The sequence below is a fragment of the Mesorhizobium sp. RCC_202 genome (genome assembly GCF_041355295.1).
Taxonomy (GTDB): domain Bacteria; phylum Pseudomonadota; class Alphaproteobacteria; order Rhizobiales; family Rhizobiaceae; genus Mesorhizobium.
Genome location: NZ_JBFUPO010000007.1, coordinates 40,202 through 65,045, shown reverse-complemented (window position 1 = coordinate 65,045; position 24,844 = coordinate 40,202). Strand labels below are relative to the sequence as shown.

Sequence of the window (24,844 nt, the reverse complement as noted above, 5' to 3'; positions counted from 1 at the left end):
TTGCGATCTCCGGAGGCGTTATGCGCGTGATCGTGTTGGGTGGCGGCGTGGTTGGCGTCACCACGGCCTATCAGCTGCAGAAGGACGGGCACGAGGTCGTCATCCTCGAGCGCCAGCCTCAGGTCGCCGCCGAGACCAGCTGGGGCAACGCCGGCATGATCGCGCCCGGACATTCCTTCGTCTGGTCGTCGCCCCGGGCGCCCATCATCCTGCTGAAATCGCTGGTGCTGAAGGACCAGGCGCTGCGCTTCAGGCTGTCGGCCGATCCGAGGCTCTACAGCTGGTCGTGGCTGTTCCTGATGGAATGCACCGCCGAAAAGGCGAGGCGCAACACGCTGCTCAAGCATCGCCTCGCCGTCTATTCGCAAAGCGTATTGCATGAGGTGATCGCCGACGAGGCGATCGACTATGACCGCAACGATCGCGGCATTCTCTACTTCTATCGCAGCCAGCAGGCGCTCGACAAAGGCGTCGAGCACATGCGGCTCTTGGAATCCGACGGCCAGCTGATCAAGGTGCTCGACCGCGACGCGATCATCGCGCTCGATCCGTCCTTGGCTTCGGCGAAGGAAAAAATCGCCGGCGGCATCCATTGCCCGACCGACGAGACCGGCGACCCGGCGAAGTTCACCAGGGCGCTTGCCGCGAAGGTGATCGAACGCGGTGGCGACATCCGCACCGGCACCACCATCACCGGCATCGAGACATCCGGCGACGGCATTGCCCAGGTGATGACTGACAAGGGCGCGTTCAAGGGCGACGCCTATGTGCTGGCGCTCGGCTCCTACAGCCCGCTGATGGCGAAAACGATCGGGCTCAACCTGCCGATCTATCCAATCAAGGGCTATTCGCTGACCATTCCCATCGGCAACCGGCCGCTGCCGCCGGCCATTGCGGCCATCGACGAGCACAATCTGGTCGCCGTCTCGCGTTTCGGCGACCGCCTGCGCGTCACCGCCACGGCCGAGTTCGCCGGCTACGACACCAGCCACAAGCCGGCCGACTTCGCTTTCATGAAGGGCGTGACCGAGGAGCTTTACCCGGAAGGCGCCGATTATGACCGCGCCGAGATGTGGGCGGGCCTGCGGCCGATGACGCCGAACAATCTGCCCGAATTCGGCCAGCGGCGCCTGCGCAATCTCTACCTCAACACCGGGCACGGCCATATCGGCTGGACCATGTCGCACGGCTCGGCCCGCATCACCGCCGACCTGATCGCCGGCTGCAAGCCGGCGATATCGATGGATGGGCTTTTGAACTGAGAGAATGATCAAAAAAGATCGATAAGAAAGGGAACGCCATGTCTGCCGGACTCGCCGCCTCTGTTTCTCCAGCCGCCGGACCGGTGGATCTCGGCGTGCTGCCGTCCGAGATCGACGGCGGCCTCGCCTCGCGCGCGGCGATCGGGCTCGCGATCCTTGCCACCGACCAGACGCTGGAGCATGAATTCCGCGCCCTGGTGCGCATTCCAGGCGTCGCCTTCTACGAGGCGCGCCTGTTCAACGACAACGACATCACGCCGGAAACTTTGCGCGCCATGGGGCCGCGCATCGCGCCGACCGTCGATTTGATCCTGCCCAGCATCCCGCTCGATGTGGTCGGCTTCGGCTGCACCTCGGCGACGATGACGCTCGGCGAGGAAGCCGTGTTCGCCGAAATCCGCAAGGCGCGGCCCGGCGTCGCCTGCACCACGCCGGTCACCGGCGCCTTGGCCGCCTTCAAGGCGCTCGGCACCCGGGGTATCGGCCTGCTGACGCCTTACGCGCCGGAGATCAACCAAGGCCTGGTGCGCTATTTCACTGGCCGGGGCCTCGACATCGCGGCCGTCGCCACCTTCGACCGGCGTGACGACCGCGAGGCCGCCCGCATCTCGCTTGCTTCGATCGAGGCCGCCGCCGAGCGGATGGCGAACGTGCCCGGCGTCGACGCCATCTTCATCTCCTGCACCAGCCTGCGCGTCGCCGAAGCGGTGGCCGCACTCGAGCAGCGCATAGGCATTCCCGTCACCTCTTCCAACCACGCCATGGCGTGGCACTGCCTGCGGCTCGCCGGCATCGATGACGTGGTGCCCGCCGGCGGCCGGCTGTTCGCGCTGAAGGCTAGCTGACGCGCAATTGTCATCCGATCCGATGCGTTCCTGCGGCGGGCGTTTCGCTGGCGGATGTCTGATACCGTGTCTCACTCGGTAATTATCTGACGCAAATCTGTCAGAGAGACCATGAGCGTCATTGGGTTCAGCGGTGAAGGGCTGAACCCCAGCGCTGTGTAGAAAGCCTGAGCCTCGTCCGAGATTGCGTGGACCAGGATACCACGAATGCCGAGCGACTGCGCCGCATTCATCACCCGACGAGCCGCGTCTTGCACCAGCGCCCGGCCCAGGCCTCGGCGTTGATGGGAAGCATCGATCGCGAGGCGGGCAAGGATGGCAACGGGAATGGGATCCGGCATGTTGCGCCGGAAGCGGCCTGGTGCCTGGCTGGCGATGACGTTGCCGGAAGCGAGCGCATAATAGGCAACAATCCTTGAATCCTGGCAAACGACAAAAGTCCTTGTCGCACCGCTATCCTGATTGGCCAGCGCCCGGCGCTTGAGCCAGTCGTCCAGAACCGGAACGCGCGATGAGAATGAGGATAGATCATGGCTACGGTCCAGCGGCACAGGCGGCTGGAGCGTCACTTGCTCTTCCAGGGCAACGGTGCATTCATCAGCCGAGAGAGCCGCTCGTTAGGTTTGGCCGGCGCGTCGAGCAAGGCCAGAAACTCCGCATAAGCCTCCGGCGAGACCTTGATGATCGTCCGGTCAAGCAACGTGTCCTCGGCCATGCGCCGGGCGGCATCGAGGATGAAATCCGTTCGGGTCTTGCCAAGCGCGCGCGCAGCCTCGTCGATCAGGCCGCGCTCCTCCGGCTTGATGCGAATATTGAGCGTGCTTCTCTTGGAAGTCTCGTCCGGAGATTCGTGTTTCATGGTTTGAGAATAGCAGGTCGTAATGACGTTGTCATTACCCGGCGACTCATCATTGCGTGGGCGTTGAAATCCCCCGCGTTAACCGAATCGGAAGGGGTTGTTTAACGCTTCGTCTCTATGTCCCGCCCGGGGAGGCGCAGACAGAGCGAGCATGATGAACGACGAAAAGCGAAATGAATGGCGCGCCATCTTCTACGTGCAGGCCCGCGTCGCCATCCTGTTTGTGCCGGTTGTCGTCAGCCTGCTCATCATCGGCGCGCTCGCCGGCAACGACCGCGACCCCAATGCCGTCGACCGCACCGTTACCGGCTCGGTGCGTTAGCTGGCTGCCGGCTGGCGGCAGTATTCTCAGACAAACTTCGGGATCGGCCCGTTCTGCGGCGTCGTATCGCCCTCGAGGTCGACAAACACCTCGTCGACAAAGCACCAGGCCCAGCCCTCCGGCGGGTCGTAGCCTTCGATGATCGGATGCTGCGTGGCGTGAAAATGTTTTGTCGCGTGGCGGTTGGGCGAGTCGTCGCAGCAGCCGACATGGCCGCAGGTGCGGCAGAGCCTCAGATGCACCCACCACGATCCGCTTTTCAGGCATTCCTCGCAGCCGAGCGCGCTCGGCGTGACCTTTTTGATGTCCCTGGTGTGCCTGCATTCGTCCATCGCGCTTCTCCTGGAAAATTGCTCTATCGCTTTGTTTTGACGCAATTCCGGACGGAAAACCGCTCACACTTTTCCTGGAATTGCTCTAGGCGCCGCCGCCGTTCTGCGCCAGATAGGAATGCAGCGCCGCGACCACCTGGGCGCCTTCGCCGACGGCTGCCGCAACGCGTTTAACCGAGCCGCTCCGGACATCGCCGATGGCGAAGACGCCGCTCCGGCTGGTCTCCATCGGCCCATGCCCCGGGGTCGTGTCCGGCCCGGTGCGGACAAAGCCCTTGGCGTCGAGCGCGACGTTGCAATTGGCCAGCCAGTCGGTGTTCGGGTCGGCGCCGATGAACAGGAAGAGATGGCGGATTGGTCGCGTCGTCACCGCGCCGCTCGCCTGGTTGCGCCAATGCAGCTGGTCGAGATTGCCGTCCTGGCCTTCCAGCGCCTCGACCTCGGTCTCGGTGACCACCTCGATGTTCGGCTGCGCCTCGATGCGCTCGACAAGGTAGCGCGACATGGTGTCGTCGAGGCCGCGGCGCGCCAAAAGCGTCACCTTGCGCACCTGGCTCGCCAGATAGACGGCCGCCTGTCCGGCCGAATTGCCGGCGCCGACCAGCGCCACCTCCTGGCCCTGGCAAAGCCGCCCCTCAATCGGCGAGGCCCAGTAATGCACCGATGTGCCTTCGAACTGCGCCAGATTGGCGACATCGAGCCGGCGGTAGCGCGCGCCGCTGGCGATCACCACCGTGCGCGTGCGCACCGCCTCGCCATCGCCGATGGCAAGCCTGTAGCGGGCGCCGGATGCATCGTCGGCGGCACCGAGCAATTTGGCTTCGTCGGGGATCACCATCTCGACGCCGAACTTCTGCGCCTGGTTGTAGGCGCGCGCCATCAGCGCCATGCCGGTGATCCCGGTCGGGAAGCCGAGATAGTTCTCGATGCGCGCCGAGGCTCCCGCCTGTCCGCCGAAGGCGCGGCAATCGAGCACGATGGTCGACAGCCCTTCGGAAGCCGCATAGACCGCCGCCGCCAGCCCCGCCGGCCCGGCGCCGACGATGGCCACGTCGTAGACCTTGTCGGCATCGACCGGCCGCAGCAGCCCGGTGCAGCGGGCGAGCTCGGTCTCGCCGGGATTGTGCATCAGCTTTCCGTTCGGGCAGAGCACGATCGGCAGATGGTGCGGATCGACATGGAAACGCTCGATCAGCGTCTTGGCGCAAGGGTCGGTGTCGGAATCGAGCGCCCGGTGCGGCAGTCCGCTGCGGCGTAGGAATCCCTGCAGCCGCAACACGTCGCCATGGCCGGGCGGGCCGACGATGATCGGTCCGCTGATGCCGCTTTCGAGCAGGCCGACGCGGCGCAGGATCAGCGCCCGCATGACGCGCTCGCCGAGATTGGCTTCCTGCACCATCAGGTCGCGCAGTCGCTGCGAGGGGATGACGATCGCCTCGACCGGCTCGACCGCCTCTGCGTTGACCAGTGACGGCCGGTTCGACAATTGCGCCAGCTCGCCGATGAAATTGCCCGCACCGTAAGTGATGATCGCTTCGCTGAGGCCAAGCCCGGCCTGGGTGATATCGACCTTGCCCGACAGGACGAGGATCAGCCCGGGTGAAACCGTGCCGGCGGTGACCATGTGCTCGCCCGCCGCATAGGCGCGCGCCTCGCCGAACCGGCGCATGCGCTCGATATCCGCATCCGAGAGGATCGGAAACATCTGGTCGTGGCGGTTGGCGATGGTCGGGCTGACGGTCGGGGTCATGTCGCGACCGTAGCGCCGAGGTCGCTGCGTTTGAAGCGGTTTGTTCGGCGACTGGCCGGAAGGGGAGGTTTCGCGCTTTCCACGCTTTCCTGCGATGTGGCGTTTGCTACAGTGAAACGCTGTGCCCAAAAATGGGTTTCAGTGCTGAAACGACCGACCCGGTGGGTGGATGCCCAAGTTCAATCTGGCTTTCTATTGCTATCCGAAGAAGGAGGCGATCGATGATTTTCGCCGCGCCGGCGCGTTGATCCAGGCGCGCGCGCCGGACATCAAGGTCAGCGTGCTGTCGACGGCCTCGCCGCTGACGAAACTGCACACGCCGATGCTGGCCCTTAAGCCCACCCTGTCCGTCGAGATGGATCGAGTGAAATGGCTGAAGCCGCTGCGCGGAACGCGCCTCGTCCATCAGCGCATCACCAAGATCGCCGAACTGTCTGCTTTTGACGCTGCAGGACTTCCTGTCCCCAAATGGACCGAGATCGTCCCGGAGACAAAACTCGACCCGGCGGTTTGGGGGCCGTATGTGGTCGTAAAACCCTCGCGCGGCAGGCGCGGCGCTTTCGTGCGCATCGCCAAGACCGGGCGGGTGCGCTACATCGCCCCGGCCGACCATCCGGAAGATCACCCGGGCAGAGGCGCGGCGATGATTGCCCAGCAATATGTCCATACCGGTCCATGGCCGACGGCCTACCGCGTCCTCACCTATCTCGGCCGGCCTCTGGCCGCTATCCGCTATGAGGGCCGGCGCGACCTCAACCCGCTTGGCGATGCTGCTGGTTTCCGCTCGGCCCCTGGTGCATCCATCGTCGCCTCGGCCAAAGGCTGCATCATCATGCTGGCGGCGGACCAGGATGTCCTGGACCTTGCCGCTCGCACTCACGCCGTCTTCCCGACCATTCCCTCGCTGGGCGTCGACATCCTGCGCGACGCCGCGACCGGCAAACTGTTCCTCATCGAAATCAATCCGGTCGGTGACAGCTGGATGCTGTGTGGTCCGGCTGGACGCAACATACAGAGCCAGTTCGGCCTCGATTTCTACAAACAGTTCGGCGCGCTCGATATCATCGCCGAGGCCTCGATCGAGGCCACCCGCGCGCTGGCCAGCTGACGGCAGTCGCCTTGCGCAAAAAAAGTCCGAATGACCGAGGCTTCTTGTCAGGCCTCTGAGCCGAAAACGGCTCGAAGCCGGAATTTGGTGCCAAGAAGAGGACTCGAACCTTCGCCGACCTTCATCAGCTTCTCACCCGGCCGAAATATCCACTTCAAAAAGGTCAGGATGGGTAACGCGCGGTCGTGCCTCCATCGATGGCCAATCAACTCTTTTGTCGCTACACTGACGGCAGAGTGGTTTGGACTTGGCGGAGACAGATATCGTGGAGTGGAATCATCTTTCCGGGTACCAAAAGACGCTTTTGCGGAAAACTTTGCTTTCAGCATATCCCACGTCGAACGACTTCGACATGTTTTTGCAAACGCTGGACAAAGGCACTTTGAACAACACCGTTGGCCCGGATGCCTATGAAGTTCAAATCTTCAAATTTCTCCCGCAGGCGGAAGCTGAAGGGTGGACCGATAAGCTGGTGGATGCGCTTCAGCAGGATAAGCCGGACAACTTTCTTGTACGAAATCTTCCTGACGCAATCAGAGCAGCCGGTTCGGGGCCACCAGCACGATTTCCGATGGGCACATTCGGCCTGGAAAAGATCGTTCAGGGCGGAGGCTTTTCAGATGTCCGGCTGTGGGCTCAGTCGCTGGCGCTGATCAGCGAAGCCACCTGCCGCATCGAATCCCCGTCCGGGACAGCGCAAGGGACCGGTATCCTCATCGGGCCGGATCTGGTGCTGACCAATTTCCACGTGGTGGAGGGATTGTCGCTCGGACAAGACGAAGTGGTCTGCCGTTTCAACTATGCCAACGATACGTCCGGGCTTAGCCAGGGAACGCCCTATGGTCTCGCCGGCGGCGAGCAAAGCGAAGTTGCCGAGAGCCCTTATGACAAGGTAGCCGACATGGCAGGCAAGGGCGATGCTCGCCTTGATTGCCTCGATTATGCGTTGCTTCGCCTCAGGGCGCCCATCGAAGGCGCGCGGCCAATTCCCATAAAGCCCGGCATAGCCCCGTCGGGCAAGGACCTGCCGGTTCTCATCGTTCAGCATCCGAGGGGAAGGCCACAGGCATTGGCGATCGGCAAGTCGCTGGGCGTCACCGAAAACGGTTCGCGGTTCCGCTATGATGCGGACACGCTGGACGGGTCGTCCGGTTCGGGCGTGTTCAATCAGAAGCTGGAGCTGATTGCCCTTCACCACGCCGGCGATCCGACGGCCGCTATCGTGGCGGAATTCAATCAAGGTATTCCGATCAGCCTGATCGCGGCATCGATAGCGGAAAAGACGGCCGCCAAAGCAGTTCCCGGAAAAGTGTGAAACGGCTGGGCGTTTTGAGTGAACGGTGAAACGTTCTAAGGGCCGGCTGTGCCATAGGCGCCGGCCGCCGGCGCTTGCTCAAGGCGCGGCATGCGACCTTCCAGGTCGGCCAGAACCGCGTCGGCAACGGCCTGGTGCGACAGCCGGCAGTGCATGGTTTCGGTGCTGTCGAACGATCCGTTCTCGGCCAGCTTGTTCGATGGCGCGCCGCCGAGGCAGACATCGAAATAGGGACAGCTTTCGCGACACCGCTTCACGCCGGCCTCGATCTCGGGCCACAACGCCTGGAAGGTCGGAGATGCAAGGATCCGGTCGACTGAAGCGCCGGGCAACTGCCCGATGCTGAAATCTCCGAACCGGTCATGCCGGGTGCCGGCCAATTCGGGCGAGAAGGTGAACAATCCGCCGCCCACCGACACCGTGACAATGCCGAACGGCACATTCTGCGAATTATAGCCGAACTTCCCAAAGCCTGGGCTTTCGAGGCAGGCGAGCAAATCCTCGCGCTCGCGCAGGCGGATGACCGGCACCGCCTGCGATGCGCGTTCGATCACGCGCGCGAAAAACGCTCGAAAGCCTTGCTGGGACCCGTCCGCCTGGAGCGTCGATGTGTGGATCGGCCCCTCGATTTCCTCGATGTTGAGGCCGATGTTGGAAATCCCATGCGATTGGAAGAAGTCCATGAATTCGTCCGCCGCTGCGAGCGTCGGCCGCCCGACAACGGCGATGATGTGAAATGCAACGCCACGCCGTTGCAGCTGCTCGATGCCCCGCATCACCCGGCCGTGCGTGCCCTGGCCGGATCGCGTCTTGCGCCGGGCGTCGTGGAGCCGGGCCGGCCCGTCCAGGCTGACGCCGACGCGCATGCCCGTCTCGAGGAAAAAATCGCACCATTCCTCATCGATGAGCATGCCGTTGGTCTGGATGGCATGCGGCAGCGTCAGGCCCTGGGGAGCAACCTCCTGCATCGCGGCCAGCGCAAGCCGATACCATCGCGGCCGCACGACCAGCGGCTCGCCGGCATGCCACACCACGGTGAAACCTGGCGCGTTCAGACCCGCGTCGAAAATGAAACGAGCGGCATCGCGCGCCGTCTCGACCGTCATCGCGGTGCGATCGCCCCGGTTTGGCAGGTAGCAATATTCGCAGTCGATGTTGCAGAAGGCCGTCGGCTGCATGATCAGCAGCTGTGTCACGCCCCGGAAGGACGCGGGATTCAAAAATTCCGCCATCCGTTCAGCCAATTGTTCCAGTTTGCCCAATTCGGGAAATTGGGAAAGTTCGGAAAATTGCCCCAATACTGGGCAACTTTAGTCCGGTCGTCCTGCTTTTCCTGTCCGAGCGCATCGACATAGGCACGGCGTATTTCATGCAGCCTATGGATCGGGCTCTCTTGCTCCGGCGAGACGGCAGCTTGGACCGGCAAGGTGTTCAACGCGGCAGCCAGGGCGTTGAGCCCGGCAAGTGCGACTAGGGATTTTCTTCGGCGCATGTCTGGCTGCCTTCCGGGGACGCACCCCTTAAACGTTTAGTCTTCTGGTTTTCCAGGCCACGTATCGTCGCTCTTCTGATCTATATAACTCTTGCAGCCTTCATCCAGAGCACAGGACCTTGGAATTCGATACTCAGTTGCGGAAATGTCATCGGAATCTTTGCTGAGCGGCTTCCATTTCATGCCGAGCCATCGCAATTCCAGCATTCTTCGCGTAGGATCGATGCCGACAAGATATCGTTTTGTCTTCTGTTCCTTGCCCAATCCGTACCTAAGCCAAAGCCACCCATCATCTATCTTCGCGCCGGATATTTCTGGTCCGACATCTCGAATCGTTGCCCTCACTGCTGGATTTGGGTCGTTTTCGTCCTGATCGGCGTACTGTATTTCAATACTATTAGGGCAAGACACATCAGCCAGCGATGAAGTTTTTCCCGTTTGGCCATTTTGTTGCCCGCAATATGTTTCATCACGAAATATAACGATTTTTTTTAAATCAACATCCAACGAAAAGGGGCCTTTGTTACACTTTCGAAGCCGTATATCCGGCCTACCTCTTGCAGATACATCTGTATATTTACAGATATCCGCTTGGTCCCACTGAATTTCGTTCTCCTCGCCGGCCGGTATGTGATCGTCAGGATCACTGAGCCCCGTAGTCGTCCACAAGATGACATCACCTAATGAATCTGGTTTGCTTTGCGAGCCGTCCGATCTATATGCGGCGCCACTTTCCTGACATCGTTCAGCCTTGGGAATGATTGTCGCCCAGAATCCGATGACAGGCGCCGATCTGAATAGATATGCGCATAATTGAAGGGTTGGATCCGCTAACCGCGTCAAAAATCCGCCAGGATTTTTCAGCTTCAGCAAGCGAGCCGAATTTTCTGCAGAACTTGGTATCCTCGGAAAAGACAGCAATGTTGCGGAACGCCAAATTTGCACGGCATTTACCCTTGTGCCGAACCACAAGTTCCATTCTCTGTCACTCGATTGGCACAACCACCCTTCGCCGGGTTGATCGTCAGCTAGCAATTGTCGGCAGGCCGCCAGTTCGTCTTTCAGCTTGAAGTGTTCTATCTCCGTACCGATCCCCATCGAAAGGAATTGAATATTCATATCCGAGCCAAAAGTCCTCCTGGTTGCTTCATCTATGCTTCCCGCGATTTCTCTAAGTAATATCTTTTGACGCTTAGACATGAGTCCGAAACTAGACGCATACTCGGTGTAAGTTCTCTGAATAACATATTCAAGCATTCTGTCATGAATAACGCTTCTTGTGGGTGGGCTGATTGCCTCATTAGCCTCAAGAGTAAGTAATGTAAAATGTGATATTAGCCCTTGCGAATACATTGCGAAAATCAAAAAGGAAGATATTACAAAAAATAAGCTTACACGGGTTATAATATTAATGTTCCTTTTGAAGGATTTACCGTGACGCTCCCACCATTTCGCCCATAGTCTGGCCTGCCTTATCTCCTCTATGCTCGACATCTGGGCGCCTATGCTCGACATCTGGGCGCCGAGCACGCCTTGTGCCCAGGCCTGGCTGTACGGCGCGTCATCCGCGAATATTTCATCAAGGGCATACGCATTCACCGCCGGAATTACCTCCGCCACTTTGGCGGCCAGGCCGAAATGGAGCCACTTCGACTCGGTCCAGTGTTGCGTTCCCAGGCTTTGGACGCTCTTTGCCGTATTAAGAAAGGCCGTTTCAATGTCGTTTTTCTTTTCCAGCCGTGCCCGGTATTCGCCCCAATTGCGGATGAAGGCCTCATGGGTGACATTATATTTCGGTGGGTCTCCCGGCGTCGGCGAAGGAAGTGCCTCGATCATGCCGGCGGTCACGAATTGTCCTAGCGCGTCGGCCAGGCGAGACCGCAATTCGTCCATAGCGCCATCAGTCCGACCCAATCGCTCGGCGCCTCCCGAAGCCTGCAGCATGCTGTCGATGGTAACAAAGCGGCGCACCGGCTTGCCGTTGTCGTCGAGCTGAGCAAGAGCGGTGAATGCCGCCCTCAGGATGTCTTCCGCGTTCCTGGCGAGGTCGGCGGCTGCTATGGCTCGATTGGGCGCGGCGTAGTTGACGAATATGTTCTTTGCTTTTGTGAAGACGCCGTTGGCATTGGCGTTGAGGCAGCGCTCCAGTTGGCTCTTGCCGACTTCACCCTGCGTTTTGACCCATCCCGGCACGGTCTCGAGATGCCGGGTGCCGATCTCGAACATCGCGCCGGCATCGCTGTCGCGGCGCCGGATCCAGTCGTTGACAGCGCTTTGCCACACCAGCGGCAGCATGTGCTGCAGCAAGGGCAGTCGATCGGCGGTGTGCACCGCCGCGTCGCCGGCCTGCCAATATGCATTTTGCAGCGCCCGGACAGTCTCCTGGGTATAGGGAGCAAACGACCTGTTCGAAGCGATATCAAGCGGCAACTGCCACAGTCTGGCGAGACGTTGGGCCGGATCGACAATGACGGATTCGATGTCCTCGCCGGCAACCAGGTCGACAAGGTACATCGACGAATTGATGACCTGCGACATGCCGGCATATTCGGAGAACCGGTGGATCTCCTCGCTGCGCATGGTCGCGACCGCGAACAGGCGCTCGGGCTTGTAGTCATGGATATCGCGCACCAGCTTGATCAGCGCCTCGCGCCCGGCCGCATCACACTCGTCGCGGAAGACTTCCTCGAACTGGTCGATATGCAGGAACAGCAGCGGCGAAACGCTGCGCTCCACACCGAAGCTCGCCGCGCCGTCGAAGGCCTTTAATGCGTTGTCGACGAAGTCGAACAGCGCCGAAGCCGAAATCGTGCCGGGACGCGGAGATATCTTGCGCGCCAGCCAACGCCGGACGCCCCCTTCAGCGGCCTCGCTGTTGTCGGCCCACTCAATGCCGAGACCCCGCGCCACCGTTGCTATTCTTTCGCCTGCCTGCTTTACCGAGGCGGCCTTTTCGTCGGCCGGCCTTTCGGAGAAATCGCCCTTGCCGTCGGAGGCATCACCGGTTTTGCCGAAAGAAAGCTCCACAAAGGGGCGCAGCAGCTGCCAAAGCGAATCGAGCAGCTGCTGGACCGGGTCGGTCTCAGGCCGCGTGTCTATGACATACCAGGCCCCCCACTGATCCTCGATCGGAATGCTGTTCAGTTCGGCGATAAGCCCGGCCCGGGTAAGCGAGGATTTGCCGCTGCCGGACCCGCCCACGACGAAGGTCATTCTTCCGGAGCTGCCCGCCTCCGTGCCGCGCCGATCGGCAAAGAACTTTTTCAGGTCCTGCTTCTGGTTCTCGCGGCCGCAGAAGAACCGGTTCATGTCCACCCTGAAGCTGCGCAGCCCCGGATAGGGAACGGTCGTCAGAATGCCGGGGCGCTGGGGTGTGCAATACACCTCCCCGCCCTGCCATCTGCGCACGAAAGTCTCAACCAGGCTCTCGGGACGGGCGACTGTTGTCGTCGGATCGGCCGTTTCCATCGACTGCCCCTTCAGGCTTGCAGCATCTCGTCGACCGTGTCCTTCAGATACCTCACATTCTCATCGTCGAAGGTCCACGCACCGGGGCCGCCGCGAAGCTTGAGCAGATTCCAGCGGCGGACCGTGAGCCCTTCGGCGAAGCGAAGACCGTCGAATTCATCGAAATTCTGGAAGAGCACTGCGATGCGCAGAACCTTGGGCTCGTGTCCGGGGAAATAGGCGGCGAGATTCCGGTCGATCATCGCGTCCCAATCCTCAAAATGGCTTATGGTGCGCTGCTTGTCGCCGGGCGCCACTCGCTGATCGTGCGCGGCGACGATGTTGAGCCTGGCTCGGTCGAATTTGCGGATGCTTTCGGGCAGAATGCCGAGAGATACCGGCACCGTATCGTCCTCCTCCTGCTCGGCGGCTTCTCTCAGGCCCTGAAGGCTTGCGGAAAGCAGGTTGCGCTTGGGATCGTCGGCCGGCAGATCCTCGAAACGGGTACGTATCGTGGTTCCGGGAATATCCTTGAAGCCCGCGAGATTTAGCAGCGTCGCGCCAATAGACTCCAACGGCCCGACAAGCGGGTATTCACCATCCTCGGCCGATATCATATCCGGCCAATCCCCTTCCGGGCGCCAATAGACACGTTTGAACTTCCCGGCCGTTTCCTTCGCCGTCTGGAATTCGTCCGGCCTATAGCCAAGCGCCGAGAACAAAGATGGTATCAACACGCCCTTTATCGCCCCCATCGTCGCATCCTTGCTGGCCGTGGGGCGCACGAAGATCGGTTCAGACTTGAAGAGCTGCTCTCGGTTTCCCGGGTCCAATCGCTTTGTCGCAGCCCAGCCGTCCTGCCAATATTGGACCAGCACCGGATTGCGTTTTTTGAGATAGGCAACCAAACCGAAGCCATCCAGCGGGGCAGCGGCAGCGGCAGCGGCGGCAGTTGGTTCCCCCAAAACAACGACGCCAAACGGCCCCCTGGGAACCGGGTTCGTCAGAAACCAGTTGATGGCATCTTTCTCCTTGGCCAAATCACCGCTGACATCCGGCACTTTCAGCACGAAGAACGACTTGTCGTCGAAAGGCGAATTGGCCGTGGCGAAATCGTCCCGCATGCGCCATTTGTCCCACCATGACACTGCAGCCGGACCGAAGAGCAGCAATATGAACCGCTTGCGCCGGAGGCCATGTTCGTCGACGGATTTTCGCCAGTCTTCGAAGGCGCTGACAAAGGCGCCCTGATCGGAAACGCGGGCGGCGACATCGTCCTGCGTCATAATCGCAACAAAGTGGCTGGACTGCTCTATCTGTTCCTTGGTGCGGTCGCTCACCTCGCCCCATACCTCACAAGAAAAAGGATGACATTTGGCGAAGTATTCAAACAGGCCCGATTTGACGCTCTTGTCGTAAGCCAATCCGGGGGTATACGAACGAAACCACGTCTGCCCGTCCACATCGCCTGGTTTCAGCAACGACCAGGTATCCAATAAGCGCTCATCCAAGAGGTCGCTTCTCATTCCAATGTTGTCGTTTTGAAACAGTTCAGCCAAGGATCGCAGAAGAAATGGCATCGCCTGTTTCGCTTCGACCTCGTCAAGGTATCGCTTTGTAAACTCCGCGAATCCTCCGTTTTCGTCTATCTCGGGGAATCCCGGAAGCTGGCCCACGGCCAAGCCATCGATAAACATTTCAAATTTGGTTCTGTCTGTGAATCGCCCATTTGGCGGGATAATAACTGCTCTAAGTTTATCTAGCTCTGGCCCGGTCAAATATGCCATGGGAACACCGCCTCAATACGTCCTGGCTTAAAATTTGTAGTTGGGCGGCAAAGCCGCCATCATCGGGCTGGCACCGGCAGGTCGATATGAAGCGGCGGCATATTTCGAAACAGCAACGGAAAACCCGGTCCGGCGCCGCCACACCAGAATCGCTTCACTGATATCTCATAAGCCAGCCCCTGCCCGGCTTGCCAGCTTTCAAACCCAGCTTAGTTTGCGCCGCGATTTGGCTGTTTGCAAGTCTTTGCTTAAATGGAGGCAGAAGAGGCCGTGTCGAATCTTGCTGACCTGCTTGCTGGGAAATGGGTGAGGTTGGCTATTTCATCCTCGGGCAAGACCGTTGAAGATGATTAAAAGTCTACCGATGCTCAAGCCGGCGGACGAGCATAGAATAGTGACGGGCTGTTCCAATCGGCGAGCGCTAAGAGACGTCAACAGCGCACCAACAGTTCAGTCGGCGCCGACAGACTGCCCAGTGGGCATCCGGTCAACAAAAAAGCCCGCTTGCGCGGGCTTTTAAAGGGGCCGTCATCGACGGCCCCAAAGGGATTTGGTGCCCAGAAGAGGACTCGAACCTCCACTCCTTGCGGAACACGGACCTGAACCGTGCGCGTCTACCAATTCCGCCATCTGGGCTGGTGCGGGCTCATGTAAGCGGGGGAACGAAGCCTGTCAACGCGCTTTTTTCAAGCGCTTGCCGCTTGCCGGCTTACGGCCGTGAAAGGCCGCCCGCCCAAACCCGCCGGCAGCAATGCGCTCAGCCTTCCAGCACCTCTTTCGAGGCCACGGTGGAATCGGCGTTGAGCTTGTAGATCACCGGCACGCCGGTGCCGAGCTCGAGCTTGACGATCTCCTCGCCGCTCTTGCCGTCCAGCGCCATGATCAGCGCGCGCAGCGAATTGCCGTGGGCGGCGACCAGCACGGTCTCGCCGCGCAGCACATGCGGCTGCACCTCGTGCAGGTAATAGGGCCACACGCGCGCGCCGGTGTCTTTCAGGCTTTCGCCGCCGGGCGGCGCAATGTCGTAGGAACGGCGCCAGATATGCACCTGCTCCTCGCCCCATTTCTGGCGCGCGTCATCCTTGTTGAGGCCGGAGAGGTCGCCATAGTCGCGCTCGTTGAGCGCCTGGTCGCGGATGGTCGTCAAATCGCTCTGGCCGACGACGTCGAGAATATGCTGGCAGGTCTTCTGCGCCCGCTTCAGTGCCGAAGTGTAGGCGATGTCGAATTTCAGCCCGAGCGCCTTGAGTTTTTCGCCGGCGGCAAGCGCTTCGGCATTGCCCTGCTCGGTCAGGTCGACGTCGCGCCAGCCGGTGAACAGGTTTTTCAGGTTCCATTCGCTCTGGCCGTGGCGCACGAGCACGAGAGTTCCCGACATGTCATCTCCTCGTTTCGGATTTGAGCAATTCCAGGAAAAGTGTGTAGCGGTTTTCCGTCCGGAATTGCGTAAAGAAAAACAACCTCAGCTCAGCCCGAGCACATCCCGCATTGAGTAGAGTCCGGGCTTCTTCGCGCGCGCCCAGAGCGCCGCTTTCACCGCCCCACGGGCAAAGATCGCGCGGTCCTCGGCATGGTGGGAAAGCGTGATGCGCTCGCCGGTGCCGGCAAGGATCACGGAGTGATCGCCGACCACCGAGCCGCCGCGCAGCGTGGCAAAGCCGATCGTGCCCGTCTTGCGCACGCCGGTATGGCCGTCGCGCACGCGCACGCTGTTGTCGGCAAGATCGACGCCGCGTCCCTTAGCGGCTGCATCGCCGAGCAGCAGCGCCGTGCCCGACGGTGCGTCGACCTTGTGCCGGTGGTGCATTTCCAGGATCTCGATGTCGAAATCGTCGGCGTCGAGCGCCCGCGCCGCCTGCTCGACCAGCACGGCCAAAAGGTTGACGCCAAGGCTCATATTGCCGGATTTGACGATGGTCGCGTGGCGCGCGGCCGCCTCGATTTTTGCATTATCGTCCGCCGAGCAGCCGGTGGTGCCTATGACATGGACGATGCGCGCCTGCGCGGCATAGCCGGCGAATTCGACGCTTGCGGCGGGCATGGTGAAATCCAGCACGCCATCGGCCTTGGCGAAGGCCGGCAGCGGGTCGTCGACGATCGGCACGTTGATGATGCCGATGCCGGCGAGCTCGCCGGCATCCTTGCCGAGATAGGGCGATCCGGGCCGCTCGACCGCGCCGGCGACGCATGCGCCAGGCATGGTGTGGATGGCGCGGATCAGCGTCTGGCCCATGCGGCCGGCCGCGCCGACCACCACCAGACCCATATCGCCCGTTTCGCTCATGCCTTGCTCCCGACCGCCTTCTTCACGCGCCGCGAAGTTTGTACGGGCTTGCTGTCGTCGACAAGCCCCAACCCCTTCTTGCCCTGGATGCGGTGGAAGCGGGCATAGATGCTGTGCGGATCGGCCATCAGCGAGGCATGCGTGCCTTCCTCGACCAGCCGTCCCTCTTCCAGCACGATGATATGGTCGGCATTGACCACGGTCGACAGCCGGTGCGCGATGACGATGGTCGTGCGCCCTTCCATGACATGGGTCAGCGCCTCCTGGACACGCGCTTCCGCTTCGTTGTCGAGCGCCGAGGTCGCTTCGTCGAGCAGCAGGATCGGCGCCTGGCGCACGATGGCGCGCGCGATCGAGACGCGCTGGCGCTGGCCGCCCGACAACGTCGAGCCGCCCTCGCCGACCGGCGTGTCGTAGCCCTTCGGCTGCTGGCGGATGAACTCGTCGGCGGCGGCCAACCTCGCCGCCTGCTCGATCTCGGCATCGGTGGCGGAGAGCCGGCCGTAGCGGATGTTGTCGCGGATCGAACCTTCGAACAGATAAGGCGCCTGCGAGACATAGGCGATCGATTGCCGCAGCGACCGCTTCGTCACCTTGGAGATGTCCTGGCCGTCGACCGTGATACTGCCCTTGTCGACATCGTAAAAGCGCTGCAGCAGCGCCACCATGGTCGACTTGCCGGCGCCCGAAGCGCCGACGACCGCCGTGACCTTGCCGGCGGCGGCGGTGAAGCTCAGGTCCCTGAGCACCGGCATGTCGGTGCTGTAGCCGAACGTCACATTATCGAAGCGCACCTCGCCGGTGGTGATCCTGGCTTCGACGGCGTCGGCCGCATCGCTCTGCTTCGGCTCGAGGTCGAGCAGTTCGTAGATCATGCGCGCATTGACCAGCGCGCGTTCCATCGTCACCTGCATGCGGGCGAGGCGGCGTGCCGGATCATAGGCCAGGATCAGCGCGGTGATGAAGGAAAAGACCGAGCCCGGCGGTTGCCCAAGCACCAGCGCCCGGTAGCCGGAATAGCCGACGACCGCGGTGACGGCGAGGCCGGCCAGCATGTCGGAAATCGGTGACAGCCGCTCCGAGACACGCGCGATCTTGTTGCTGCGCCGCTCGGCGGTGTCGGCCATGATGCCGATGCGGCGCGCCAGTTCGTCCTCCATGGTGAAGGCCTTGACGATGGCGATGCCTTGCGTGGCCTCCTGGACGGATCCGCTCAGCCGCGAGTTGATCAGCACGGACTCCCGGTTGATCTTGCGCACCCGACGGGTGATGTAGACGACGGCCCAGATCAGCGGCGGCCCGATCAGCAGCGAGCTGAGCGACAGCACTGGATCCTGATAGACCATGAGGCCGATAAGGCCGAGCAGGGTTACCGCGTCGCGGGTGATCGAAATCAACGTCAACGACAAGAGATCGCGGATGCCGCTGACATTCTCGTCCAGCTGCGCCGCCAATCGGCCGGAGCGTGTGTCGTTGAAGAAGTTGACGCCGAGCTTCATCAGATGGTCGAACGTGCGCTTCTGGTAGCGGGCGATCAGATTGTTGCCGATCGTGGCCAGAACCACCGCCTGGCCGTAACCAGCAAAGCCGCGCACGATGAAGGCGCCCATGATGCCGGTGCAGATCCAGACCACCGAGCCGCCGCTCCGTTCGTAGAAGATCTGGTTGACCATCGGCGACATGATCCAGGCCGAGAAGGCGGTCGCGCCCGAAACCAGCAGCGAGCAGACGATGACGATCGCATAGGCCCCGCGATGGTCACGGCCATTCTCGGCGATGATGCGGCGAAGCACGGCGGTGACTTCGCCGGGGCGCGCTTTCTGTTTTTTGGGGGTTAGAAAGGTCAAATCAAGAGCGCTTTGTGGTTCTCACGGGGACGGGGAGGCTGCAAATTCGGCACTCCTCTTAGCGCCCCGGCTCCGGCTTGCCTATGGCGAAACTTCGTCGCGGGCCTGGATTGCGGGCCGGAGCCGCTCCCGGCACGCCTAGACCCGCCAGTGCCGCCCCGCCGTCTGCACGCCGAACAGCGAAGGCGTCCTTGCATAGGCGGCAAGCCCAAGCAGCGCCGCCAGCGGGTGGGTGATGACATAGACCGGCATTTCGCGCATCAGCGCGCTGTGCGGCGCCTTGTCCTCGAAGGCGGCGCGGAAATTGCCTGATTTCAGGGCCGGCACGATCTTTTGCGCGATGCCGCCGGTGAGGAAGACGCCGCCACGGCTCTTGAACACCAGGGCCAGGTCGCCCGCGGTGCGGCCGAGGCAGGTGACGAACAGCTCCAGCGCCTCTTGCGCCACCGCGTCGGATTGGGAGAGCGCGGCGGCCGTGACCTGGGCCGGGGTCGTGAACGGCGCGGGCTGGCTGTCGGCCATGGCGACGGCGCGATAGACATTGACCAGCCCGCGGCCGCACAGGATCTGCTCGCCCGAGATGCGGCCTTCGAGCTTCTCGATATGCGCAAACACGTCGAAATCGCGCGGCGTGCGCGGGCCGATGTCCATATGCCCGCCTTCGCCCGGCACCGGTATCCAGTGCTGCAGCGCGTAGATCAGCCCGGCGACGCCGAGCCCGGTTCCCGGACCGAGCACGACCCGGCTGGCATTCGGCTCCGGCGTGCCGCCGCCGATCTTTTCCATATGCTCTTCGCCGAGCGCCACGACTGCCAGCGCCTGCGCCTCGAAATCGTTGAGCACCACGACTTCGCTCAGACCCAGAGTGCGAAACATCTGCTTTGGCTTCACCACCCAGGGGCAGTTGGTGAGCGGGATCTCGTCGCCATCGACCGGCCCGGCGATCGCCAGCACCGCCGAATTCGGCTGGATCGATGAGCGGTCGAGCACGGCTGCCTGGATCGCCGCGTCGATGGTAACGAAATTGGCCGTCTGCACGATGTGCGGCTCGGTCGGCTCCGAATTGGCGTCGAGCACGATCGAGAAGCGCGCATTGGTGCCGCCGATGTCGCCGATCAGGACCGGAAATCGCAACGCTTTCTCGTCTTCGCCTGCCATGCTCTTTCCTTGCGGCCACCAGCGCCGTTTCAATCGATTGACTAGCGCATGACCCTGGAAAGGGGAAGCCCGCTTGCGCGTCAGTTGCCGGGTCGTGGACGCGGCACCGGAATGCCGATCTTCGGCGTCGGCGCGAAGGCGCTTGCGGCGTCGGGCAGACTTCCCGCCCCGCTGGAGATCGTCTCCGCCGGTGCGTCCGGCACTGGTTCCGCCACGGCGATCGCGGTGGCGCTGCCGCCACGGTAGGTCACCGCCTCCAGCGACGGCGCGTCCGGTGCGTCGAGCACGTCCTGGCACTGCTTCGGCAAATTGGCCATCGTCATCAGGTCGCGCGCCTTCGGCGCGTCCGGGTTCTTGTTCGGCCGCCACGGCTCCTCGGTGAACCACCAGGCCAGCGGCTTGCCGCAGCCATCGTCGTCAGGCGTCGTCTCCTGCGCCTTGCAGAAGGGCGAGCCCGGCTGGCAGCCGATGCGCATGTGGAAATGATAGTCATGGCCCCAGAACGGCCGGATCTTGCGCAGCCAGGAACGGTCGCCGGTGACCGTGTCGCAGAGCTTCTTCTTGATGCCGGGATTGACCAGGATGCGCTCGACCTCCGGATAGCTTGCCGCGCGCTTGAGCAGCTTTGTGTGCTGCGGCGTCCACAATGCGTCCTTCACCAGATGCGTCTTTTCGTCGACCATCAGCGTTGCGCTCATATTTTCGCGCTGTGCGGTCGTCAGTGGGCGGTTGGGCATCGGCGTCAACCAGATGTCGGCGTCGAGGCCGATCTGGTGCGAGGCGTGGCCGGTCGTCATCGGCCCGCCGCGCGGCTGCGCGACATCGCCGATGAGAAGGCCGGGCCAGCCATCCGCATGGGCATCCCGCGCGAGTTTCTCGATCAGCGCGATCATCGCCGGATGGCCCCAGCGGCGGTTGCGCGACGGGCGCATCACTTCCCAGGTCGGCCCGTCCATCGGCAGCGCCACGCCGCCGGTGAAGCAGCCTTTCGAATAGAAGCCGAAGGATTGCGCTGGCGCTATCGGCGGCAGTTTTCTTGCGCCGAACAGGTCTTTCGCGCGCGGCTCGGCCGAAATCGCGCCGGCCGCCAGCGCGGTCATCGCCACCAGCGCCAGCGCGGCGGTCAGAAACGGTTTGCGGTCAGGCAAGGATCGCAAATTCACCGGTTGGGACCCCCTCCAGACTATTCGCGGCAAGTTAGATGCACTCGATCAGGCGCGAATCATACCATGTCCTGCGGCTCGCTTCGATCACGAGCGTTTCATCGCGCTGCGCGGCTCGCCATTCCGCCAGGTGCCGTCGGCCCACATCCGCTCCAGCGCCACGCGATAATTCGGATACCGGAAGCGATAGCCGGCAGCCTTGATGGCCGTGTTGGCGACGCGCTTGTTCTCGCCATAGAAGGACCGCGCCATGGGCGAAAGTTGGGCGGTCTCGAAGGCAATTTCCGGCGGCGGCTCCACGCCCATCAGCCCGGCGGCATAGGCAACGACATCCTGCGGCGGCGCCGGCTCGTCATCGGTGACGTTGAAGACGCCGCCGGTGTCGCCCTCGATAAGCCGCCACAGCGCGCCGGCGATGTCGTCGCAATGGATGCGGTTGAACACCTGGCCCGGCTTGACCAGCCGCCGCGCGGTGCCGTCCTCGAGATTGACCAGCGCGTTGCGGCCGGGGCCGTAAATGCCGGACAGCCGCAGGATCGCGACCGGCTTTTCGATCGCCTGGCCAAGCTTGAGCCATTCCTGTTCGGCCGCGACCCGCATCACCGAGCGCTTCGACACCGGTTTGCACTCGGCTTTTTCATCCACCCAGGCGCCGTCATGATCGCCATAGACACCGACGGTGGAGAGATAGCCGATCCATCGAAGCGCCGGCATTCCGGTCCGGACGGCCGCACCGGCAGCGTCGAGTACCGGATCGCCGGCTTCATCCGGCGCGACCGAAATGACGAGATGCGTCGTTGTTGCCAGCGCGTCCTCGATCTCGTTGGTTGTGGCTCCGTCGAAAAGCAAGGGCTCGATCCCGGCCGACCTCAGGGCGTCGAATTTTTGCAGCGAGCGCGTGGTCCCAAGGACAGGGGCGCCCCGCTGGTTGGCGCGCGAAAACGCCTTGCCGGAATAGCCGGCGCCGAAAATGAAAACCTGCATGTCGCTCCTCAATGAACCGCAGCGTCCGACTGCACCGACAACCATTCTTCGCGCACCGTTGCGTCGTCCTCGGCTTCCACAGCCGACGCGGCGAGGTCGCCAAATTCGCGATCCGAGAGCAGCCGCGACAGGGCCCAGATTGCCGCACCCCGCACCAGCGGCGAGGCGTCGTCAAGCAGCCCGCGCACGATGCCGGCCAGCGCTGCATCGCCAGAATTCCCGGCGGCGATCAGCACGTTGCGGATAAAACGGTCGCGGCCGATGCGCTTGATCGGCGAACCCGAGAAGAAGGCGCGGAACGCCGCATCGTCGAGTGTCAGCAGCTCCGAAAGCTTGGGCTCGCGCAAATCGTCGCGCGCGGACAGCTTGGCTTCCGAAGCCGCCTGAGCGAACTTGTTCCACGGGCAGGCGGCAAGGCAGTCGTCGCAGCCATAGATGCGGTTGCCGATCTTTTCGCGGAACTCGCGCGGGATCGGCCCCTTGTTCTCGATAGTCAGGTAGGAGATGCAGCGTCGCGCATCGAGCCGGTAGGGCGCCGGAAAGGCGTTCGTCGGACAGGCATCGAGGCAGGCGCGGCAGGTGCCGCAATGATCGATCTCCGCTCTGTCGGGCTCGAGCTCGGCCGTCGTGAAAATGGTGCCGAGGAACAGCCATGAGCCATGCGCGCGGCTGACGAGATTGGTGTGCTTGCCTTGCCAGCCGAGGCCGGCGGCTTCCGCCAGCGGTTTTTCCATCACCGGCGCCGTATCGACGAACACCTTCACGTCGCCGCCGGCCTTTGCCACGATCTTGCCGGCGATTTCCTTCAGCCGGCCCTTCATCACCTCGTGATAGTCGCGGTTGCGGGCGTAGACCGAGATCGCGCCGCGATCGCGGCTTGCCTGCAGCGCGCGCGGATCATGGTCAGGCCCGTAGTTCATCGCCAGCACGATGATCGAGCGCACCTCCGGCCACAGCGTCGAGGGTTCAGCTCGCCGTTCAACCGTCTCGGCGATCCAGTCCATCGAACCATGAAAGCCATCGGCGATGAACTCGGCCAGCCTGGCCGGGGCCAGTGGGATCGCGCCCGGCGTGGTGACGGCGACCGCGTCGAAGCCCGCGCGGCGCGCCTCGGCGTCGACCAGCGCGCGCAGGCGGGTTTGTTCAGAAGTCGAGGTCCGCATAATGCGATACCGGCGACAGGCCGCGCACCCGGTCGGAGAGCAGGGGCCGGAAAGACGGCCGCGATTTCACGCGCGTGTACCATTCGCGCGCGGCGGTGTGGTCGCGCCAGTCGATCTCGCCGAGATAGTCGAGCACCGAAAGCGTCGCCGCCGCCGCGAGATCGGCATAGGTCACCTTGTTGCCGGCCAGCCAATGGCGCGTGCCGGCCAGCCAGTTGGTGTATTTCATATGCTGGCGGATGTTGGCGCGCGCGGCGCGGATCGCGCCCGAATCGGGCGAGCCGCCGCCCGCTGTCTCCGGCATCACCGGCTTCAGCACGCGCTCGCGCACCAGATGGCGGGTGACCTCGCTTTCGGCCTTGTTGAGATACCAGTCGGTCAGCCGGCGGATCTCCGCGCGCTGCATCGGGTCCTCGGCGAAAAGCCGCTTGTCGCGCTTCAAGACTCCACGCGTCTCGTCGAGATATTCGGCGATCACCATTGCGCCGACGATCGGCACGTCGCCCTCCGCAAGCAGGATCGGCAGCGTGCCGGCCGGGTTCAGCGCCAGGAATTCCTTGCGCCGCGTCCACGGCTTTTCCTCGATCAGGGCCAGCTCCTCGCCATACTCGCCGAAGGCGAGGCGGACGAACCGGCAGGTGGCGAACATCGGATGGTGGAAAAGCGTCAGCATGGTTCCGCGATGATAGGGCGCACTGGCAAATCGCCGGCCACGCCGGTAAGTCTTGGCCGCCCGATTCCAGGGGCTGTCATGGGTGTTGCGACCTATAGGGGGACTTCCGCCCCGTGACAAGCAAGGCCGTCCCCTGGAGCATATGTCGTCCGAAAACCGCTTCACACTTTTCGCCATCATGCTTTAGCCGTCATCCGAGATCAGAGGTTGCCATGGAAAGCCAGACCATCGTCGAAGCGCTGCTGCTTGGGTTGCTGGAGGGCCTGACCGAGTTCATCCCTGTCTCCTCGACCGGCCATATCCTGCTTGCCGGTCATTTCCTCGGCTTTCACTCCACCGGCAAGGCCTTCGAGATCCTGATTCAGCTCGGCGCCATCCTGGCCATCCTCAGCGTCTATTTCAGCCGGCTCTGGCAGATGCTCGTCAAGCTGCCCAGCGACCCGCAAACCAGGCATTTCGTCATCGGCATCCTGATTGCTTTCCTGCCGGCGGCGGTGATCGGAGCGCTGGCGCATGATTTCATCAAGACCGTCCTGTTCGAATCGCCCAGGCTGATCTGCATCATGCTGATCATCGGCGGCGTGGTGCTGCTGGTCGTCGACCGCATCAATTTCAAGCCGGTCCATCACGACATCGAGCGCTTTCCGCTGAGCCTCTATCTCAAGATCGGTCTGTTCCAGTGCCTGTCGCTGATCCCCGGCACCTCGCGCTCCGGCTCGACGATCGTTGGTGCGCTGCTGATGGGCGTCGACAAGCGCGCGGCGGCGGAATTCTCCTTTTTCCTCGCCATGCCTACCATGGTCGGCGCCTTCGCCTTCGATCTCTTCAAGAACCGCAACGTGTTGACCTCGGCCGACCTGCCGATCATCGCCATCGGCTTCATCGCCGCTTTCGTCACCGCGCTGTTCGTGGTCCGCTTCCTGCTCGATTACGTCTCGAAGAACGGCTACTCGCTGTTCGGCTGGTGGCGGCTGGTGGTGGGCGGCGTCGGGCTGGTGGCGCTGATGATCTGGGGGTGAGTTGAGGCAGGCAGTTTTCTGCCGTTACGTCGAG

At 62.4% G+C, this 24,844-nt stretch carries 22 protein-coding genes and 1 tRNA gene; 6 read left to right on the top strand and 17 right to left on the bottom strand.

Annotated features, from left to right (window positions below):
* The first annotated feature begins 20 nt into the window (after positions 1-20).
* Positions 21-1,262, top strand: coding sequence for a D-amino acid dehydrogenase (locus tag AB6802_RS17335; protein ID WP_371011370.1), 1,242 nt, complete (start codon positions 21-23; stop codon positions 1,260-1,262).
* Between the two features lie 38 nt (positions 1,263-1,300).
* Positions 1,301-2,107, top strand: coding sequence for an Asp/Glu racemase (locus tag AB6802_RS17330; RefSeq protein ID WP_371011369.1), 807 nt, complete (start codon positions 1,301-1,303; stop codon positions 2,105-2,107).
* Between the two features lie 71 nt (positions 2,108-2,178).
* Here the strand turns inward: AB6802_RS17330 and AB6802_RS17325 are convergent, their stop codons facing one another.
* Together AB6802_RS17325 and AB6802_RS17320 are read right to left on the bottom strand one after the other, a co-directional pair.
* Positions 2,179-2,676, bottom strand: coding sequence for a GNAT family N-acetyltransferase (locus tag AB6802_RS17325; RefSeq protein WP_371011368.1), 498 nt, complete (start codon positions 2,674-2,676; stop codon positions 2,179-2,181).
* A complete protein-coding gene (locus AB6802_RS17320; RefSeq protein WP_371011367.1) occupies positions 2,673-2,966 on the bottom strand; it encodes a DUF1778 domain-containing protein in 294 nt (97 codons plus the stop codon). Before AB6802_RS17320 ends, AB6802_RS17325 begins: the two co-directional genes overlap by 4 nt.
* Positions 2,967-3,117: 151 nt before the next feature.
* Here AB6802_RS17320 and AB6802_RS17315 point away from each other — a divergent pair, with 151 nt between their 5' ends.
* A complete protein-coding gene (locus AB6802_RS17315; protein WP_371011366.1) occupies positions 3,118-3,288 on the top strand; it encodes a hypothetical protein in 171 nt (56 codons plus the stop codon).
* Between the two features lie 26 nt (positions 3,289-3,314).
* Here the strand turns inward: AB6802_RS17315 and AB6802_RS17310 are convergent, their stop codons facing one another.
* Together AB6802_RS17310 and AB6802_RS17305 are read right to left on the bottom strand one after the other, a co-directional pair.
* Positions 3,315-3,620 carry a UBP-type zinc finger domain-containing protein gene (locus tag AB6802_RS17310; RefSeq protein ID WP_112128833.1) on the bottom strand — a complete coding sequence of 102 codons (306 nt, stop codon included), beginning with the start codon at positions 3,618-3,620 and terminating at the stop codon, positions 3,315-3,317.
* An 85-nt stretch (positions 3,621-3,705) separates the two neighbouring features.
* Complete coding sequence (locus AB6802_RS17305) at positions 3,706-5,370, bottom strand: FAD-dependent oxidoreductase (protein ID WP_371011365.1); 1,665 nt, start codon at positions 5,368-5,370, stop codon at positions 3,706-3,708.
* Between the two features lie 169 nt (positions 5,371-5,539).
* On the opposite strand from AB6802_RS17305, the gene AB6802_RS17300 reads away from it, so the two are divergent.
* Both AB6802_RS17300 and AB6802_RS17295 read left to right on the top strand, forming a co-directional pair.
* Entirely contained in the window at positions 5,540-6,478 is a 939-nt protein-coding gene (locus tag AB6802_RS17300) for a hypothetical protein (protein WP_371011364.1), read from the top strand.
* Between the two features lie 247 nt (positions 6,479-6,725).
* Positions 6,726-7,793 (top strand): trypsin-like peptidase domain-containing protein, encoded by a 1,068-nt coding sequence (locus tag AB6802_RS17295; RefSeq protein WP_371011363.1) that lies wholly within the window; start codon positions 6,726-6,728, stop codon positions 7,791-7,793.
* A gap of 35 nt (positions 7,794-7,828) precedes the next feature.
* Here the strand turns inward: AB6802_RS17295 and grrM are convergent, their stop codons facing one another.
* The 13 genes from grrM to AB6802_RS17230 form a co-directional block, all read right to left on the bottom strand.
* A complete protein-coding gene (gene grrM, locus AB6802_RS17290) occupies positions 7,829-9,025 on the bottom strand; it encodes a cyclophane-forming radical SAM/SPASM peptide maturase GrrM/OscB (protein ID WP_371011362.1) in 1,197 nt (398 codons plus the stop codon).
* Positions 9,010-9,285, bottom strand: a complete 276-nt coding sequence (locus AB6802_RS17285) for a hypothetical protein (protein ID WP_371011361.1) — start codon at positions 9,283-9,285, stop codon at positions 9,010-9,012. The genes grrM and AB6802_RS17285 overlap by 16 nt, the downstream gene beginning before the upstream one ends.
* Positions 9,286-9,321: 36 nt before the next feature.
* Positions 9,322-12,753: a hypothetical protein gene (locus AB6802_RS17280; protein ID WP_371011360.1), complete on the bottom strand. Its 3,432-nt coding sequence runs from the start codon at positions 12,751-12,753 to the stop codon at positions 9,322-9,324.
* Positions 12,754-12,764: 11 nt separating this feature from the next.
* Positions 12,765-14,519 carry a hypothetical protein gene (locus AB6802_RS17275; protein ID WP_371011359.1) on the bottom strand — a complete coding sequence of 585 codons (1,755 nt, stop codon included), beginning with the start codon at positions 14,517-14,519 and terminating at the stop codon, positions 12,765-12,767.
* A gap of 551 nt (positions 14,520-15,070) precedes the next feature.
* Positions 15,071-15,155 (bottom strand) — tRNA-Leu (locus AB6802_RS17270).
* A gap of 121 nt (positions 15,156-15,276) precedes the next feature.
* Positions 15,277-15,897, bottom strand: coding sequence for a 2,3-bisphosphoglycerate-dependent phosphoglycerate mutase (locus AB6802_RS17265; RefSeq protein ID WP_371011358.1), 621 nt, complete (start codon positions 15,895-15,897; stop codon positions 15,277-15,279).
* Positions 15,898-15,981: 84 nt separating this feature from the next.
* Positions 15,982-16,803, bottom strand: a complete 822-nt coding sequence (gene dapB / locus AB6802_RS17260) for a 4-hydroxy-tetrahydrodipicolinate reductase (protein ID WP_371011357.1) — start codon at positions 16,801-16,803, stop codon at positions 15,982-15,984.
* Complete coding sequence (locus AB6802_RS17255; RefSeq protein WP_371011356.1) at positions 16,800-18,650, bottom strand: ABC transporter ATP-binding protein; 1,851 nt, start codon at positions 18,648-18,650, stop codon at positions 16,800-16,802. Before AB6802_RS17255 ends, dapB begins: the two co-directional genes overlap by 4 nt.
* A gap of 138 nt (positions 18,651-18,788) precedes the next feature.
* The gene (locus AB6802_RS17250) at positions 18,789-19,808 is read right to left on the bottom strand and encodes a glucokinase (protein WP_371011355.1); all 1,020 of its coding nucleotides are present in this window, start codon (positions 19,806-19,808) and stop codon (positions 18,789-18,791) included.
* 80 nt (positions 19,809-19,888) lie between these two features.
* Entirely contained in the window at positions 19,889-20,908 is a 1,020-nt protein-coding gene (gene mepA, locus AB6802_RS17245; protein ID WP_371011660.1) for a penicillin-insensitive murein endopeptidase, read from the bottom strand.
* A gap of 150 nt (positions 20,909-21,058) precedes the next feature.
* Positions 21,059-21,955 (bottom strand): SDR family oxidoreductase, encoded by an 897-nt coding sequence (locus AB6802_RS17240; protein ID WP_371011354.1) that lies wholly within the window; start codon positions 21,953-21,955, stop codon positions 21,059-21,061.
* An 8-nt stretch (positions 21,956-21,963) separates the two neighbouring features.
* Positions 21,964-23,118, bottom strand: coding sequence for a tRNA epoxyqueuosine(34) reductase QueG (queG, locus tag AB6802_RS17235; protein ID WP_371011353.1), 1,155 nt, complete (start codon positions 23,116-23,118; stop codon positions 21,964-21,966).
* Positions 23,099-23,791, bottom strand: coding sequence for a glutathione S-transferase family protein (locus tag AB6802_RS17230; protein ID WP_371011352.1), 693 nt, complete (start codon positions 23,789-23,791; stop codon positions 23,099-23,101). The genes queG and AB6802_RS17230 overlap by 20 nt, the downstream gene beginning before the upstream one ends.
* 212 nt (positions 23,792-24,003) lie before the next feature.
* Between AB6802_RS17230 and AB6802_RS17225 the strand changes: the two genes are divergently transcribed.
* On the top strand, positions 24,004-24,810 hold the full coding sequence (locus tag AB6802_RS17225; RefSeq protein ID WP_371011351.1) for an undecaprenyl-diphosphate phosphatase: 807 nt from the start codon (positions 24,004-24,006) through the stop codon (positions 24,808-24,810).
* Positions 24,811-24,844: the final 34 nt, after the last annotated feature.